This is a genomic window from Massilia aquatica (assembly GCF_011682045.1).
Classification (GTDB): domain Bacteria; phylum Pseudomonadota; class Gammaproteobacteria; order Burkholderiales; family Burkholderiaceae_D; genus Telluria_A; species Telluria_A aquatica.
The window spans coordinates 257,250-272,466 of sequence record NZ_VVIW01000005.1 but is presented as its reverse complement, the minus strand read 5'-3'; the positions used below and the strand labels follow the sequence as shown (position 1 = coordinate 272,466).

Sequence of the window (15,217 nt, the reverse complement as noted above, 5' to 3'; positions counted from 1 at the left end):
GGAGTCAGGCGACGCGACGAAGCGACAAAAGAGGAGCAAAAACGAAAAGATTGCAGCGCTTATTTCGTGTCAAAACTGGTAACGCCGTCCCAATCCGGGCCGGGCGGGTGGGCACGGTACAGCGCGATACGGTCGAGATAAAGCCGGTACAGCACACAGTCGTCCTGCGCCAGCAGGCCGGCCAGGATGGCTTGCGCGTTATCCCACTGCTGCGCGCGCACCAGCGCCAGCGCCTCGTGCCAGACGGCGAGCCGGGCGACGGCATCGTCGTCCAGGGCGAAGGCGTGGCCGAGCGGCTCGAAGATCGCCACCGGTTCCAGCTTGCCCTTGACCCGCACCAGATCGAGTTCGCGCCAGGCGAATTCGGGAGCGGCCAGGCGGGTTGCGGCGCCGGCCACGATGGCCGCGCCGTACACCTTGGTGATTCCTTCCAGGCGCGCGCCCAGGTTGACCGCATCGCCCATGACCGTGTAGGCGCGGCGGATGGCCGAGCCCATGTCGCCCACGTGCATCTGGCCGCTGTTGATGCCGATGCCGATCGCCAGCGGCGGCCAGCCGCGCGCGCGGAACAGGGTGTCCAGGCGCGCCGCGCTGGCCTGCATCAGCAGCGCGCTGGCGACGGCGCGGCTGGCATGGTCGGCAAAGGCCACCGGCGCGCCCCAGAAGGCCATGACGGCGTCGCCGATGTATTTGTCGAGCGTGCCGCGATGGCTGTCGCGGATGTCTTCCGACATCGCCGTCAGGTACAGGTTGATGTATTCGCGCAGCGCGGCCGGGGTGAGCTGCTCGGCGATGCCGGTGAACCCGCGCACGTCGGCAAACAGCACGGTCAATTCGCGCGTGGTGCCTTCCATGGTGTACTGGCCGGGATTGTCGGCCATGTCGGCCACCAGCTCGGGCGCCACGTATTCGCCGAACAGCGACACCAGCGCCTGGCCCTTGCGCACCTCGAACACGTAGCCGACGGCCAGGTTCAGCACGAACAGCGCCACGATCAGGAGCACCAGGACGGCGCCGTTGATCACCATGCCCGCTTCCCGGTACAGCAGCAGGTTCAGGCCCAGGGCGGCGGCCAGCGCGCCGCTGGCCAGCAGCACCGCCTTGAGCGGCGGCAGCGGCGCCAGCGCCAGCGCGAGCACCAGTCCGAACCCGAGCACCAGCAGCGTTTCGAACAGATACGCTTCGGCGGGACGGGCCTTGAAGTCGTTGTCGAGGATCGACTTGAGCAGGTTGGCGTGCACCTCGACCCCCGGGTATTCCGGATTGACCGGGGTCACGCGCAGGTCGTTGATGCCGGGCGCGGTGGAGCCGACCAGCACCAGCGCGCCCTTCAGGTGCGCCGGCGGCGCCGCGCCGGAGAGCACATCGGCCGCCGGCACGTAGCGAAAGGCGCCGCCGGAGGGGCCGCCGCGCCCGCGATACTGCACGTACGTGGTCAAGCCCTCGCCCACCGGAATGCGCAGCTGGCGCTGGGGCAGGAACAGGGAAATGCGCGCCGCGCTGCCGCTGTCCTTCTGGGCGCTTGATAACTGGTCGACGGTGGTGTCGAAATACGGTGCGATGGCGCGCGCCTTGAGGTACACCGCCGCCGTGGCCAGCGACAGCGAGGGATAATACGCGTCGCCGATGCGCTGCAACAGGATCGAGGAACGGATCACGCCGTCGGCGTCGGTAAAGGCGGTAAAAATGCCGGCGCCGGCGGCGGCCTGTTGCAGGCGCGCGATATTGGCTTCGTAGCCGCTGGCGCTGTAGGCCAGCAGTTCGCGCCCGTTCAGGCTCTCGAGCGTAAACGCGGGCGCCGGCAGCACGCCTTTGCGCAGCTTTTCCGACACGTTATAGCCAAGGACCACCGGCTGCCCGCGCAAGGCCTCGGCCAGCAGGCCGTCGTAATCCATGCCGGCTTTCAGCCCGGCCAGCTGCTCCTTCAAGCCGGGTACCTGGTCCAGTTCCCGGTGCGCCAGGCGTTCGAGCACCGCGTAGCCGGACGAGGTGTCCGGCTCGGGAAAAGAGATGTCGAAGCCGACCGCGCCCACCTGGTAGTGGCGCGTGAGCTGCGTGACCAGCCTGGCCTGGATGTCGCGGCTCCACGGAAAACGCCCGACCGCCGCCAGGCTCTTTTCGTCGATATCGACGATCACGATGCGCGCATCCAGGCGCGGCGCTTCGATACGCATGCGCAGGCCGGCCAGGAAGCCGTCCATGCGCTCGATGGCGTCGCTGTGCAGGTAGCCCAGGGTGCCGAGCGCCGCCAGCATGGTCAATCCGGTGCCAAACAGCCAGCGCCCCCAATACCTGCGCAGCAGGCGGGCGGCGCGCTTCATGGGCGGTAGCCGGGAATGGTGCTCTCGTCGACGCTGTCGATCTGGCGCTGGTCCATGTTCTCGTGCGCGAAGGTGAGATAGATTTTACTGCGCACGAAAATATCGAACAGGTCGGGGTCGACATGGCCGTTGCACGCCATCTTGCCGAGGATGTGCAGCGATTCGGAGAGCAGCTTGCCTTTTTTGTAAGGCCGGTCGCGCGCGGTGAGCGCCTCGAAAATATCGGCGATCGCCATCACCCGCGCCGGCACCGACATCTGCTCGCCGGTCAGGCCGCGCGGATAGCCCTTGCCGTCCATCCGTTCATGGTGGCCGCCGGCGTACTCGGGCACGTTGCGCAGGTGCTCGGGCCAGGGCAGCGATTCGAGCATGCGCACGGAGACGTCGATATGGTTGTTGATGGTCTTGCGTTCGGCCGCCGTGAGGGTGCCGAAGCGGATGGTCAGGTTCAGCACTTCATCGTCGTCGAGGAAGTCGCTCTCCACCCCATCGGGGCCGCGCCAGCGGCGCCGGGCGATCCGGCGCACCCGCTCCTGGTCGGCCTCGGGCATGTTTTCGACGCCGATATTGGCGCGCCGCAGGAAGGCGCGCTCGTCGAGCAGCGCGGCGCGCTCGCGCGCATGCTCCGCTTCGACGGCGGCGTGGTCGGCGCCCGCTTCGCAGCGCGCGCGCAGGGCCGCGATCTCGGCGTCGCGCAGCAGCACTTCGAAGCGCGTGTCGATCAGGCCGATGCGGTCGACAATGGTTTCGAGCTTGGTGGCCTTGTCGACCACATGCACCGGGGTGGTGATCTTGCCGCAGTCGTGCAGCAGGCTGGCCAGCCACAGTTCCTTGCGGTCGGCGTCGCTCAGGTGGAACCCGGCCAGCGGGCCGTCGGATGTCTGGTGCACCGCTTCGGCCAGCATCATGGTCAGCTTCGGCACCAGCTGGCAATGGCGCCCGGTGTGCGGCGACTTTTCATCGATGCCGATGTTAATCAGGTCGATCAGGCCTTCCAGCAGTTCTTCGAGCTGGCGCACCAGTTGCTGGTTGGTGATGGCCACCGAGGCCTGCGAGGCCAGCGCTTCGATGAAGCGCTGGTCGGTGGCGGAAAAGGCGCCGATCGTGCCGCGCCCGGCCGGGCGCGCGTTAATCAGCTGCAGCACCCCCACCAGGGTGCCATGGTGATCTTTCATCGGCACCGTCAGGAACGATTGCGAATGGTAGCCGTAGGCGGCGTCGAAGCTGCGCATGCCCGAAAAGTTGAAGACGCCGTCCTGGTAGACATCGGCGATATTGACCGAGCGCCCGGAATGCGCTGCATAGGCGGCCACCGCGCTCACATTCGGGGCGCCGGCGGCGTCGTACAGGGGCACCGCTTCCATGCCGATCTCGCGCCCGCTCGCGCCGCCCTGGTACAGGCCCAGCGTTTCATTGATCGAAATGTGAAAACGCAGGCTGGTGCGGTCGGCATTGGGCAGGTACAGGGTGCCGCCGTCGGCGCCGGTCATGTTGCGCGCCACATGCAGGATGCGGTCGAGCACATAGCCGGTGTCCGGATTGCCCAATGCTACGCCAACCTCGGTCAGCAACTCGAGGCGCTGGGCAATTTGAATGGGATTTAATACGCGCATGATGGTTCACCGGCCTTGCGGAACGCCCTATGGGACGCCGACATACCCTTTCTGTAGAGTAACTTCCCATAGTGTAGCGTCACTTGCGGGCACTGTACATCGCCACACGAAAAGCGTGGGTAAAAGCGCACGGAAGCGGGCGCGGCCGGACCAGCGGGCAAATTTTGCCGCCGTTTTTGGGGCAAAACCGCTATGATCGACCGTAATAGCAACGCTGACGATACCGGCCATGAGAGTACCAACATGAAATTGCGCTTCTGGGGAGTGCGCGGCTCGATTCCCTCGCCGGGTCCGCGCACGGCGCGCTACGGCGGCAACACCACCTGCATCGAAGTGCGCAGCGACGACGACACACTGATCATCCTCGACGGCGGCACTGGCATTTTCGCGCTGGCCCAGCACCTGCTCACGCGCCTGCCCGTGCATGCGAACATCTTCATCACGCACAGCCACTGGGACCATATCCACGGCCTGCCGTTCTTCACCCCGCTGTTCATCGCGTCGAGCCGGGTGCGCCTGCACGGCGCGCGCGACGAAGCGACCGGCCAGGGCATCGAGCATGTGATGGGGGTGCAGCTGCAAAACAGCTATTTTCCGGTGGGCGAAGCGCAGATGGCGGCCACCATCGACTACCGCACCCTGGAGGTGGGCGTGGCGGTGCAAGTGGGCGACGCCGTGGTCGACAACGTGGTCATGAACCACCCGGTGACCAATCTCGGCTACCGCATCAGCTGCAATGGCAAGTCGGTGTTTTTCACGGGCGATCATGAACCTTTTTACAACCTGTACCCGGAAGACGACGAGGGCTTCGCGCCCTACCAGGCGTATATGGAGCAGCGCCAGCACGCCATCGACCGCGCCATGCAGGGCGTCGATGCGCTGATCGTGGACTGCTCGTACACGGGCGACGAATATCCGTCCAAGCGCGGCTGGGGGCACGGCACCTTCGACGCGGCGCTGGCGACGGCGGTGCGGGTCGGCGCGGGCACCCTGTACTGCACCCACCATGAACCGACCCGCGGCGACGACGAACTTGAAGCGGTGTTGGCCGAAGCGCTCAGGCGCCACGGGCCGCTGCCGGCCGGGCTGCGCGTGGTGCTGGCGTACGAGGGGCTTGAGGTGGAACTGGCCTGACGCCGCGCCCGGATGCCGATCCGGCAATGTTTCTGCAGGCATGGCACAATCGCCGCCTACTCACCTACCATCACGGGCCATGTTCTCCTCCACCTTCATTTTCGGCACCAAAGATCTCGACGACGAATTTCATCAGCTCGACAAAACCATCGCCGAGGCCGCCAAGGCGCTGCCCGGCTACCTCGGTGAAGAGGCATGGGAAAACCGCGCCACCGGTCTGTTTTCGAACGTGTATTACTGGGAGAGCCTGGAAGCGCTGCAAGCCTTGATGCAGCATCCGGCCCATTTGCAGGCCAAGGCGGCGCAGGCAAGGTGGCTGGACGGGTACCATGTGGTGATCGCGGAAGTGATACGCACGTATGGCAATGCGGAGCTGGGGCACCGGATGAACGTACCACCGATCATTGCTCCGGCAGCACCAGCTCCGGCGCCATGACGGGTTGTGACCACCGCCGCGACAAACCAAGCGGACGGCGCTTTGTCTGACTGCACGACAGTGTTCCGCAGCACCATGCCTATCAGGCCCACCGGTGCGTATGCAAACAGACAGGGCCGGTGCTGTCGGGACACTTGAGCGTGCTCACGGCCGACACGCATGCAAGTTGACCAAAAATAAAAGCGATGCCGATGCGGCGACTATGCTCAAGAGTCGCCTGGCCGCACTGTAGCGGCATGAAATCGACCACGTGAAAAAATTCCAGGATTTCACTCTTTGTGCCTGCGATTTGACAGGCTTCAGAAGTACCCACATTCTACGTCGTCACAGGGCGGGCGCCGGCCTGCCGGGAAAAACCGAGTTCCCGCGCACATGGGATGACGCCAAGATACTGATTGCCGTCTCGGACGTCGCCACTGATCCGGGCTCGATTCGTGGAATTGGCAAATACAATATCCCTTACGCGATTGGCACGCGCGAAGGCGTGATTATAAGAGTAGACTTTTATCCGTTGAATCACCCTGAGTACGCAGGGTACATTTCGACCGCATACCCGACAAACACAACACCAAACTGACGGTGACCACCATGGACAACATTGAAAGCCGACCAGATTTCAAGGTTGCAAATAAGCTGATCAGGCAGCTGTTGCAAGAGAACTCAAGCGAACTCGACGAAGAGTCGCAGGAGTTTGCACGACACTACCTGGACCACGATGAGTACGAGCTCGCGTTCGAAGGTCTGTTCCTTGGGTTGATTACGCATGGAACGGTGAAGTCGAGCGAAAAACTGAACACGTATGTCGCGCTTGGCAAGTCATTGAAACTGGATAAAGAAAGCATGATCGATGCGCATTTCTGGTCCAAGCTACTGCATTTTGTACAGCGTGTCGCCTGAGCTGGCGTGACCATCGACGATCACCTCGACTACCGACGGCGTTTGACACCAGCGCCGCGACAGCGCTACTCTATCGATCCGGCCCGTTCATCCACTGCGGCGATGTGACCACCATGCTCCAGGCAGCGCCTATTCCGATCCGCATCGAGTGTCCCCCTGGCGCCTGCGTGTGCCAGCGCGATGTGTTGCTGGCCGATCCGGCCGGCGACACCCGCATCCTGCGCCTGACCCGCGAAGAAGAAAAGAAACTGCTCGCGCACATCGACGGCATCGCCAGCTACGCCGACCTGAACAAGCTGACCGAACGCCTGCGCAGCCAGCTTGGCGTGGTCCTGCGCATTACCCCCAGCAACAACGAGGTGCGCAGCGCGCGCGGGCTCAGCATTGTGCTGGACGAGCTGCCGGGCCTGTGCCGCAAGACCCGCCAGGCGGTCCCGACCGCCATCCGGCGCTCGCTCGAGCGCCATCCGCACATCATCTACGCCATCCTCGACGCCCACGACTTGCTCGGCCCCGGCTGACAGCGCAAAGCGGTTCCGGTTCCGTCCGCACGCCTGAGCGGGGTCAAGTGCGGCTTGCGCAAATGTCCACATCATGGGACTTTCCTCCACCGCCATGACGGGATCAATCGCATGCAAGCGCCCACCAAATACGACGCGCTGGTTCGGGACGGACTGGTGTCCGCCGCCGCGCTCGCACAGGCGCACCACGCGGCGCATGCGGCGCTGCTCGACATCGAAGAGCTGCTGGTGAAGGACCTGCATCTGTCGCTGGCGGCCATCGGCAATGCGCTGGCCTGTCACTTCGGGGTGCCGTACGCGCCTTTCCGGCCGGGCCGGGTCAAGCCGCTGGTGCTGCTCAAGAACCTCAAGGCCCAATACGTCGACGACAACCAGTGGCTGCCGCTCGACGAAGACCAGGACGGCCTGCTGGTGCTCGCGCTCGACCCGGAACGGGTGCGCGCCAGCCGCATCGTCAACCAGGTATTCCCACGCTCCCGCCTCACCTGGTGCGTTACCACGCGCGCCGAATTCCGGCGCACGGTCGACCAGTTCTTCGGCACCAGCGCGCGCAGCGACGGCAGCTCGCTGCGCGAGGTGTTGTCCAACATGACGCACGACGGCAGCGAGGGCGACGACGCCCAGCCGGTCTCGCAGGCGGTCGAGAATGAACTGGTCAAGCTGGTCAACAAGATGATCATGGATGCCTGGCGCCAGGGCGCGTCCGACATCCACATCGAGCCGCTGCCCGGCAGCGGGCGCACCGCGATCCGCTTTCGCAAGGATGGCGCGCTCTCGCCCTACACCGATATCCCGGCCGGCTACCGCAACGCCCTGGCCGCCCGCGTGAAGATCATGTGCGACCTCGACACCTCCGAGCGGCGCAGGCCGCAGGACGGCAAGATCAGGTTCAGCAAGTACGGCCCGCTCGACATCGAACTGCGCGTGGCCACCATTCCCTCGGCCGGCGGGGTGGAAGATATCGTCATGCGCATCCTGCCGGCCGGCGAGGCCATGCCGCTCGACCAGCTCGGCGTGCTGCCGCATAACCTGGCGCGCCTGCTGGCGGCGATCGGCAAGCCGCATGGGCTGTTCTTCGTGTGCGGGCCGACCGGCTCGGGCAAGACCACCACCCTGCACTCCCTGCTGGCGCACCTGAACACGCCCGACACCAAGATCTGGACCGCCGAAGACCCGGTCGAGATCACGCAAAAAGGGCTGCGCCAGGTGCAGGTCAACCGCAAGGCGGGCCTCGATTTTGCAACGGTGATGCGGGCCTTCCTGCGGGCCGACCCGGATGTGATCATGGTGGGCGAAATGCGCGACCGCGAAACCGTCGGCATCGGCATCGAAGCCTCGCTGACCGGGCACCTGGTGCTGGCCACGCTGCACACCAACAGCGCGCCGGAGTCGATCGTGCGCCTGCTCGACATGGGCATGGACCCGTTCAACTTCGCCGACGCGCTGCTCGGCGTGCTGGCGCAGCGCCTGGCGCGGCGCCTGTGCGCCGCCTGCAAGGAAGCCTACCAGCCGGCCGAGGAAGAGATGGCGCAGCTGCTGGCCGAGTATTGCGCCGAACTGCCCCACCCGGGCGCGGCATCCGGGGCGGTGCTGGCCGCCTGGCGCGCGCGCCATGCCGGCGCCGATGGCCGCTTCACCCTGTACCGCGCGCGCGGCTGCGCCGGCTGCAACGGCGGCTACCGGGGCCGCATCGGCCTGCACGAACTGATGATCGGGTCGGACGCCATCAAGCGCTTGCTGCAGGAGCGCAGCCGGGTCGCCATGGTGCTCGCCGCCGCCCTCGACGAAGGCATGCTGACCCTGAAAATGGATGGCATCGAAAAGGTCTTGCTGGGCCTGACCGACCTGCGCACGGTGCGCCAGGTGTGCATGCGCTAGCGCGGCCATCGTGCGGCGAAAAAAAACCGCCGGACGATGCCGGCGGTTTTCTCCATCAGGCGCGTGCCTTCTTACATGATGTGGGTACCGATCCACCACGCCACCGCCGCCATGAAGGCCGACGCCGGAATCGTGAAGATCCAGGCCCACACGATATTGCCCGCCACGCCCCAGCGCACCGCCGACATCTTTTGCGAGGCGCCCACGCCGACGATGGCGCCGGTGATGGTGTGCGTGGTCGATACCGGAATACCGAAGAAGCTCGACATGATCAAGGTGATCGCGCCGCCGGTTTCGGCGCAAAAGCCGCCCACCGGTTTGAGCTTGGTGATCTTCTGGCCCATGGTCTTGACGATGCGCCAGCCGCCGAACAGCGTGCCGAAGCTGATCGCCGCGTAGCACGAGATGATCACCCAGCTTGGCGGGGTGGTGTCGGAGGCGTTGGAGTAGCCGCTGGCGATGAGCAGCATCCAGATGATGCCCATGGTTTTTTGGGCGTCGTTGCCGCCGTGGCCCAGGCTGTACGCGGCCGCAGAGAACAGCTGCGCGCGGCGGAACCAGGTATCGACCTTGCGCGGCGTCGACTTGACGAACACCCAGGCCACGATCAGCATGATGATCGAGCCGAGCGCAAACCCGAGCAGCGGCGCGACCACGATGAAGATGACGGTCTTGAGCAGGCCGCTGCCGATCAGGGCGCCGGTGCCGGACTTGGCCACCGCCGCGCCTACCAGGCCGCCGATCAGCGCGTGCGAGGAGGACGAAGGAATGCCGTAGTACCAGGTGATCAGGTTCCAGATAATGGCCCCGACCAGGGCCCCGAAGATAATGTACTGGTCCACCACCTTGGGGTCGATGGTGCCCTTGCTCAGGGTGGCGGCGACGTGCACACCCACCACGCCGATGGCGATGAAGTTGAAGACGGCGGCCATGGCCACTGCGGTCTGCGGCTTGAGCACGCCGGTCGAGACGACCGTGGCAATCGCGTTGGCCGCGTCGTGGAAGCCGTTCATGAAGTCGAACAGCAGTGCCAGGGCGATCAACATGCCGAGCACGTAAATGCTGATTTGGATATGTTCCATGCTCTTGCCGCTTACGCGTTTTCGACGATGATGCCTTCGATGATGTTGGCAACATCCTCGCAGCGGTCGGTCACGGTTTCGAGGATCTCGTAGATGGCCTTGAGCTTGATCAGGTTGCGCACGTCCGGTTCGTCGCGGAACAGCTTCGACATGGCGGCGCGCATGACATGGTCGGCGTCGGACTCGAGGCGGTCGATCTCTTCGCAGATGGCGACGATCTTTTGCGAGTTGTCCATGTTGTGCAAGAGGCCCACGGCTTGCTCGACTTTCTGGCAGCAGGCCAGGCACAGTTCGGCCAGGCGCTTCGCTTCCGGGGTCACCGCTTTCAGGTCGTACAGCGAGACCGTCTGCGCCGCGTCTTCCATCAGGTCGAGGATGTCGTCCATGCGCGTGATCAGCTTGTGGATATCGTCGCGGTCGATCGGGGTGATGAAGGTCTTGTGCAGCATGTCGACCGTGGCGTAGGTGATCTTGTCGGCTTGCTTTTCGATGCTTTCAATCGCGTGGACGCGGTTTTCGAGGTCGTCGAAGTTGGTCATCAGGCCGACCATTTCGTGCGCGCCTTTCACGCACAGTGCAGCGTGCTGGTTGAAGAGCTCAAAAAATTTGCCCTCGGTGGGCATCAGGCGTCCAAACATGGTTTCTCCGTTAAAGCGCGTAAAGCGTGATTGATACTGCGTGATACTGCTTGAGGGCGCCGCTCGTGGCGGCGCCATGATGGGTTAGTCGCCCTGGTAGACCGCCAGGTTACCGCTGTAGTTACCGAACTTGGTGTACTGGCCGATCCAGGTCAGGCGTATCGAGCCGATCGGACCGTTACGCTGCTTGCCGATGATGATCTCCGCGGTGCCCTTGTCGGGCGAATCCGGGTTGTAGACCTCATCGCGGTACAGGAAGATGATGACGTCGGCATCCTGCTCGATTGCGCCCGATTCGCGCAGGTCGGACATGATGGGGCGTTTGTTGGGGCGTTGTTCCAGCGAGCGGTTCAGCTGGGACAGGGCGATCACGGGACAGTGCAGCTCTTTCGCCAGGCCCTTCAGGCTTCGCGAAATCTCCGAAATCTCGGAGGCGCGGTTGTCGCCCGGCTGGCTGCCTGTCATGAGCTGGATGTAGTCGATGATGATCAGGCCAAGCTTGCCGCACTGGCGCGACAGGCGCCGCGAGCGCGCGCGCAGCTCGATCGGGTTCAATGCCGGAGTCTCGTCGATGTACAGCTGGGCGTCGTTCATTTTCTGGATCGCGTGCGTCAGGCGCGGCCAGTCTTCGTCGTTCAGGCGCCCTGTGCGCAGGCGGTGCTGGTCGAGCTGGCCGACCGAGCCAAGCATACGCATGGCCAGCTGGGTGCCGCCCATCTCCATCGAGAAGATCGCGACCGGCAGGCCCGCTTCGATGGCGACGTTTTCGCCGATATTGACCGAGAACGCGGTCTTGCCCATCGACGGACGGCCGGCCACGATCACCAGGTCGCCCGGCTGCAGGCCGGAGGTCATGCGGTCCAGGTCGATGAAGCCGGTCGGCACGCCCGTGATTTCGCTCTGGTTGTCGCGGCTGTAGAGTTCATCGATGCGTTCGACCACTTGCGTGAGCAGCGGCTGCACCGCGAGCCAGCCTTGCGAGCCGCGCGCGCCCTGTTCGGCGATGGCGAAGATCTTGGACTCGGCTTCGTCGAGCATCTGCTTGACTTCCTTGCCCTGCGGGTTGAACGCGTTGCCGGAGATTTCGTCGGCCACGGTGATCAGCTTGCGCAGCACGCCGCGGTCGCGCACGATTTCGGCGTAGCGCCGGATGTTGGCCGCCGACGGCGTGTTCTGCGCCATCGCGTTCAGGTACTGCAGGCCGCCCACATCTTCTGCCTTGGCGATGTTGGTGAGCGCCTCGAACACGGTGATCACGTCGGCCGGTTTCGACTGGTTGATCAGTTTGACGATCTGCTCGAAGATGATGCGGTGATCGTAGCGGTAGAAGTCGTCGGCATGCATCATGTCGGCAATGCGGTCGAACGCGGCGTTATCGCGCAGCAAACCACCGATCACAGATTGTTCTGCTTCGATGGAATGGGGCGGGATGCGGAGTGCGTCGAGCTGCGGATCGGATGGTGCGTTCATGGCGCGAATTATACCTGCTTCGGGTCAACTGGCTGACATAATTGGGGAGATTTGGACGTAAAAAAAGCCGGGAAGACCCGGCTTTTTTAGTAGTTGCATTGCAAGCATCATGCCTGCAATGCAACTATGTGACACGAAGTCACTGAGTGTAGCTTAAGCAGCTTCGCCAACAACAGCGATCGTGATCTCGACCACGACGTCGGTGTGCAGCGCGACTGCAACAGCGTGTTCGCCGGTCGTTTTCAGCGGGCCGGTAGGCATGCGTACTTGCGATTTTTCTACAGCGAAGCCAGCTTTCGTCAGCGCTTCAGCGATGTCGAAGTTGGTGACCGAACCGAACAGACGGCCATCGACGCCCGCTTTTTGCGCGATCGAGATGGTCATGCCGCCCAGCTTGTCGCCTTGGGCCTGGGAAGCGGCCAGCTTGGCAGCTGCTGCTTTTTCCAGTTCGGCGCGCTTGACTTCGAATTCAGCGACAGCCGATGCGGTAGCACGGCGAGCCATGCGTTGCGGGATCAGGAAGTTACGTGCGTAACCGTCTTTGACTTTAACAACATCGCCCAGGTTGCCGACGTTAACAACTTTTTCCAACAGAATGATTTGCATAGAGTTCTCCAGTTTATCCGCAGCGATTAAGCGTGGTGCAGATCGGTGTATGGCAGCAGCGCGAGGTAGCGGGCGCGCTTGATTGCGGTGTCAACCTGGCGCTGATAGTGCGCTTTGGTACCGGTCAGGCGTGCTGGCATGATCTTGCCGTTTTCCTGGACGAAGTCTTTCAGGGTGTCTACGTCTTTGTAGTCGACCTGTTCAACGTTTGCTGCGGTGAAGCGGCAGAATTTCTTACGCTTGAACAGTGGGTTCTGTTGTTTGCGCTTTTCTTTAAGCTTGAGCTTGTTCTTGTCGAATTTTTTACCGAATGCCATTTGAGGCTCCTGTATCTAAAAATGTGCTGACGCCTCAGGCGGCGGCACAGAAATCAATGATGTGAAACACCAGGCTTTTGCTGCTGCGGTTCTTCTTGGCCAAAAATCCCGTGAACTGATGGACGGCGCCCAATTCGGCCTGGCTGAATCGTCCCGAAATCTCGCCCGCGGCAAGCGCGGTGATTTCGAATTCGACCAACCTGGCTACCCCTGCTTCCATCTGCTGCGAACTATGCAGTAGTGTGGCGGTCACGATGGGCACGCCGGCCGGGGTGTAGCGCAATACGTCGCGCTCACAAATCTGGGCTACGAACTGGAGTTGATTCACCGAGGTGAGGTCAAGCCGCGTTCAGGGTTTTTGATCAACAATTACGCTGCTGCGGCTGGAGCTGGCGCTGGGGCGGCTGCAGGAGCAGGCGCTTCAGTGCGGTGGCTCTTGGCTGCGTCTTCACGTTGTACCGATTTCATCATCGGCGACGGCGTGGTTTCAGCCTTCTTCATCTTAACGGTGAGGTGACGCAGCACGGCATCATTGAATTTGAACGCGGTTTCGAGTTCCACGAGGGTCTCGTTGTCGCATTCGATGTTCAGGCAGATGTAGTGCGCTTTTGGCAGCTTCTGGATCGAGTAAGCCATCTGACGACGGCCCCAGTCTTCAACACGGTGAACCGAACCGCCGCGCGTGGTTACGCTGGCTTTGTAGCGTTCGATCATCGCCGGGACTTGCTCGCTTTGGTCCGGGTGGACGATAAAAACGATTTCATAATGACGCATGCATAACTCCTTAGGGACGTTTAAACAAATGCCCACCTCGGCGTCAAGACGAGTGTGGGAAGGGAAAGCCGGCGATTATAGCGTGAAATGGGGCAACAAACAAGGGCGCTGTGCGATTGGGCGTGATTTATGGGACAAACCCTTCGTCGAGAAGTTGTTCCGGTGTGTAGGGCAACTCGGGTGGAAAAGTACCGGGCGGCAGGCGCGTTTCGCGGGCTGTGGCACGGATGACGCGCGGGTACGCTTGTCGCGCCAACGGTCCGATCGACTGTCGATAACTCGGGACGCGCTTGAGCTTGCGTGCGATGGCGGCGCGCCGCTCGTCGAGCGTCGCGATCCAGCTTGTCGACTTGCGCTTCGGTTGATACTGGCACTTGAGCAGATGTTTGATCACTTGGTGCAGTCGGCTGCGCAACTCTTTCTGCTCCCGGCTGACCATGTCCTCCACCTCCTCTATAAGATGGTCAACATCAACCTGGTCGTAGTTGCTCGCACGCAGCAGCTTTACCTGATGCTCGATCCAGCGAACCAGAATCATCGTCATAGTCGATCAGTGCAACCTCGGGTCGATCCATGGCCCACCTCCTCTCCTGTTTCTCAGTTCACGCCTCGTGATCTGCCGTATAGGACGGGTCGAACTCAAGATCGAGCAGCTGCGCGGCGCTGTATGTAAGGCTGCACAGCAACTCCGCCTGCCGCTTCAGCCACAGCACAACATCATCGTGGTAATCCACTCCGGCGACCTCAAGCTGATCCATGACGCACCTCTCCTTCCCCATATTGGACAACCCCTCTCGCAAATAATTCCCCGTTCTGTTAATTATCCCTTGCATTGCGCGAAATACTGTACAAAAATACAGTCTGTCCATATACACAGTCCCGCACATCGATGATCAAGCTCACACCACGGCAAGAACAAATCCTCAACCTGATCAAGGATGCGATCGAGAACACGGGCTTTCCTCCGACCCGTGCCGAGATCGCCAATGAACTGGGCTTCAAGTCGGCCAACGCGGCCGAAGAGCATCTGCAGGCGCTCGCGCGCAAGGGCGCCATCGAAATCTCGCCGGGCACCTCGCGCGGCATCCGCCTGATCGGCGCCAGCGTCGATGCCATTCCCATGCCGCCGCCGAACCTGCTCATGTCGCTGCCGCTGGTCGGGCGCGTGGCCGCCGGCTCGCCCATCCTGGCCCAGGAACATGTGGAAGCAACCTACAGCGTGGACCCGGCGATGTTTTCGTCGCGGCCCGACTTCCTGCTCAAGGTGCGTGGCTGGTCGATGCGCGATGCCGGCATCATGGATGGCGACCTGCTGGCCGTCAAAAAGGTCGACAGCGCCAAGAATGGCCAGATCGTGGTGGCCCGCATCGGGGACGATGTGACCGTCAAGCGCTACAAAAAGACCGGCTCGCTGATCGAATTGCTGCCGGAAAACCCGGACTTCAAGGTCATCCACGTCGATCCGGCGACCGACGATTTTGCGCTCGAAGGCCTGGCGGTGGGATTGATGCGCAGCTGGAACTAAGCCGC

The 15,217-nt window shown here is 62.9% G+C and carries 18 protein-coding genes; 7 read left to right on the top strand and 11 right to left on the bottom strand.

Features of this window, described 5'->3' with window-relative positions; translation table 11 throughout:
• Positions 1-59: 59 nt before the first annotated feature.
• A complete protein-coding gene (locus tag F1609_RS11820; RefSeq protein WP_167076627.1) occupies positions 60-2,321 on the bottom strand; it encodes a CHASE2 domain-containing protein in 2,262 nt (753 codons plus the stop codon).
• On the bottom strand, positions 2,318-3,934 hold the full coding sequence (locus tag F1609_RS11815) for an HD family phosphohydrolase (RefSeq protein WP_167076626.1): 1,617 nt from the start codon (positions 3,932-3,934) through the stop codon (positions 2,318-2,320). The genes F1609_RS11820 and F1609_RS11815 overlap by 4 nt, the downstream gene beginning before the upstream one ends.
• 243 nt (positions 3,935-4,177) lie before the next feature.
• On the opposite strand from F1609_RS11815, the gene F1609_RS11810 reads away from it, so the two are divergent.
• The 6 genes from F1609_RS11810 (at position 4,178) to F1609_RS11785 (ending at position 8,800) form a co-directional block, all read left to right on the top strand.
• Positions 4,178-5,068 carry an MBL fold metallo-hydrolase gene (locus F1609_RS11810; protein ID WP_167076625.1) on the top strand — a complete coding sequence of 297 codons (891 nt, stop codon included), beginning with the start codon at positions 4,178-4,180 and terminating at the stop codon, positions 5,066-5,068.
• A gap of 79 nt (positions 5,069-5,147) precedes the next feature.
• Complete coding sequence (locus F1609_RS11805; protein WP_167076624.1) at positions 5,148-5,504, top strand: antibiotic biosynthesis monooxygenase family protein; 357 nt, start codon at positions 5,148-5,150, stop codon at positions 5,502-5,504.
• 250 nt (positions 5,505-5,754) lie between these two features.
• Positions 5,755-6,081 carry an EndoU domain-containing protein gene (locus F1609_RS11800; protein ID WP_167076623.1) on the top strand — a complete coding sequence of 109 codons (327 nt, stop codon included), beginning with the start codon at positions 5,755-5,757 and terminating at the stop codon, positions 6,079-6,081.
• Between the two features lie 11 nt (positions 6,082-6,092).
• Complete coding sequence (locus F1609_RS11795) at positions 6,093-6,401, top strand: hypothetical protein (RefSeq protein ID WP_167076622.1); 309 nt, start codon at positions 6,093-6,095, stop codon at positions 6,399-6,401.
• A gap of 113 nt (positions 6,402-6,514) precedes the next feature.
• The gene (locus tag F1609_RS11790; RefSeq protein WP_167076751.1) at positions 6,515-6,922 is read left to right on the top strand and encodes a hypothetical protein; all 408 of its coding nucleotides are present in this window, start codon (positions 6,515-6,517) and stop codon (positions 6,920-6,922) included.
• Between the two features lie 111 nt (positions 6,923-7,033).
• Positions 7,034-8,800: a GspE/PulE family protein gene (locus F1609_RS11785; protein WP_167076621.1), complete on the top strand. Its 1,767-nt coding sequence runs from the start codon at positions 7,034-7,036 to the stop codon at positions 8,798-8,800.
• Between the two features lie 71 nt (positions 8,801-8,871).
• On the opposite strand, the gene F1609_RS11780 is transcribed toward F1609_RS11785, so the two are convergent.
• From F1609_RS11780 to F1609_RS11740, 9 genes are all read right to left on the bottom strand, one after another.
• On the bottom strand, positions 8,872-9,882 hold the full coding sequence (locus F1609_RS11780; RefSeq protein ID WP_167076620.1) for an inorganic phosphate transporter: 1,011 nt from the start codon (positions 9,880-9,882) through the stop codon (positions 8,872-8,874).
• 11 nt (positions 9,883-9,893) lie between these two features.
• Entirely contained in the window at positions 9,894-10,520 is a 627-nt protein-coding gene (locus tag F1609_RS11775) for a DUF47 domain-containing protein (RefSeq protein WP_054263945.1), read from the bottom strand.
• 84 nt (positions 10,521-10,604) lie between these two features.
• Complete coding sequence (locus F1609_RS11770; protein ID WP_167076619.1) at positions 10,605-11,990, bottom strand: replicative DNA helicase; 1,386 nt, start codon at positions 11,988-11,990, stop codon at positions 10,605-10,607.
• Positions 11,991-12,143: 153 nt separating this feature from the next.
• The gene (rplI, locus tag F1609_RS11765; protein ID WP_167076618.1) at positions 12,144-12,596 is read right to left on the bottom strand and encodes a 50S ribosomal protein L9; all 453 of its coding nucleotides are present in this window, start codon (positions 12,594-12,596) and stop codon (positions 12,144-12,146) included.
• 26 nt (positions 12,597-12,622) lie between these two features.
• Positions 12,623-12,913 carry a 30S ribosomal protein S18 gene (gene rpsR / locus F1609_RS11760; protein ID WP_008450941.1) on the bottom strand — a complete coding sequence of 97 codons (291 nt, stop codon included), beginning with the start codon at positions 12,911-12,913 and terminating at the stop codon, positions 12,623-12,625.
• A gap of 34 nt (positions 12,914-12,947) precedes the next feature.
• Positions 12,948-13,241 (bottom strand): primosomal replication protein N, encoded by a 294-nt coding sequence (gene priB, locus F1609_RS11755; protein WP_126074164.1) that lies wholly within the window; start codon positions 13,239-13,241, stop codon positions 12,948-12,950.
• Positions 13,242-13,282: 41 nt separating this feature from the next.
• Complete coding sequence (gene rpsF, locus F1609_RS11750) at positions 13,283-13,687, bottom strand: 30S ribosomal protein S6 (RefSeq protein WP_166891664.1); 405 nt, start codon at positions 13,685-13,687, stop codon at positions 13,283-13,285.
• Positions 13,688-13,814: 127 nt separating this feature from the next.
• Positions 13,815-14,231, bottom strand: coding sequence for a DUF29 domain-containing protein (locus F1609_RS11745; protein ID WP_167076617.1), 417 nt, complete (start codon positions 14,229-14,231; stop codon positions 13,815-13,817).
• A 58-nt stretch (positions 14,232-14,289) separates the two neighbouring features.
• Positions 14,290-14,445: a hypothetical protein gene (locus F1609_RS11740; RefSeq protein ID WP_167076616.1), complete on the bottom strand. Its 156-nt coding sequence runs from the start codon at positions 14,443-14,445 to the stop codon at positions 14,290-14,292.
• Positions 14,446-14,576: 131 nt separating this feature from the next.
• Here F1609_RS11740 and lexA point away from each other — a divergent pair, with 131 nt between their 5' ends.
• Positions 14,577-15,212, top strand: a complete 636-nt coding sequence (lexA, locus tag F1609_RS11735; RefSeq protein WP_167076615.1) for a transcriptional repressor LexA — start codon at positions 14,577-14,579, stop codon at positions 15,210-15,212.
• The last annotated feature ends 5 nt before the right edge of the window (positions 15,213-15,217 follow it).

Bases quoted from the DNA above. Each gene is read 5' to 3' on its own strand.
- F1609_RS11820 (WP_167076627.1), bottom strand. From the start codon at position 2,321: ATGAAGCGCGCCGCCCGCCTGCTGCGCAGGTATTGGGGGCGCTGGCTG.
- F1609_RS11815 (WP_167076626.1), bottom strand. From the start codon at position 3,934: ATGCGCGTATTAAATCCCATTCAAATTGCCCAGCGCCTCGAGTTGCTG.
- F1609_RS11810 (WP_167076625.1), top strand. From the start codon at position 4,178: ATGAAATTGCGCTTCTGGGGAGTGCGCGGCTCGATTCCCTCGCCGGGT.
- F1609_RS11805 (WP_167076624.1), top strand. From the start codon at position 5,148: ATGTTCTCCTCCACCTTCATTTTCGGCACCAAAGATCTCGACGACGAA.
- F1609_RS11795 (WP_167076622.1), top strand. From the start codon at position 6,093: ATGGACAACATTGAAAGCCGACCAGATTTCAAGGTTGCAAATAAGCTG.
- F1609_RS11790 (WP_167076751.1), top strand. From the start codon at position 6,515: ATGCTCCAGGCAGCGCCTATTCCGATCCGCATCGAGTGTCCCCCTGGC.
- F1609_RS11785 (WP_167076621.1), top strand. From the start codon at position 7,034: ATGCAAGCGCCCACCAAATACGACGCGCTGGTTCGGGACGGACTGGTG.
- F1609_RS11780 (WP_167076620.1), bottom strand. From the start codon at position 9,882: ATGGAACATATCCAAATCAGCATTTACGTGCTCGGCATGTTGATCGCC.
- F1609_RS11775 (WP_054263945.1), bottom strand. From the start codon at position 10,520: ATGTTTGGACGCCTGATGCCCACCGAGGGCAAATTTTTTGAGCTCTTC.
- F1609_RS11770 (WP_167076619.1), bottom strand. From the start codon at position 11,990: ATGAACGCACCATCCGATCCGCAGCTCGACGCACTCCGCATCCCGCCC.
- rplI (WP_167076618.1), bottom strand. From the start codon at position 12,596: ATGCAAATCATTCTGTTGGAAAAAGTTGTTAACGTCGGCAACCTGGGC.
- rpsR (WP_008450941.1), bottom strand. From the start codon at position 12,913: ATGGCATTCGGTAAAAAATTCGACAAGAACAAGCTCAAGCTTAAAGAA.
- rpsF (WP_166891664.1), bottom strand. From the start codon at position 13,687: ATGCGTCATTATGAAATCGTTTTTATCGTCCACCCGGACCAAAGCGAG.
- F1609_RS11745 (WP_167076617.1), bottom strand. From the start codon at position 14,231: ATGACGATGATTCTGGTTCGCTGGATCGAGCATCAGGTAAAGCTGCTG.
- F1609_RS11740 (WP_167076616.1), bottom strand. From the start codon at position 14,445: ATGGATCAGCTTGAGGTCGCCGGAGTGGATTACCACGATGATGTTGTG.
- lexA (WP_167076615.1), top strand. From the start codon at position 14,577: ATGATCAAGCTCACACCACGGCAAGAACAAATCCTCAACCTGATCAAG.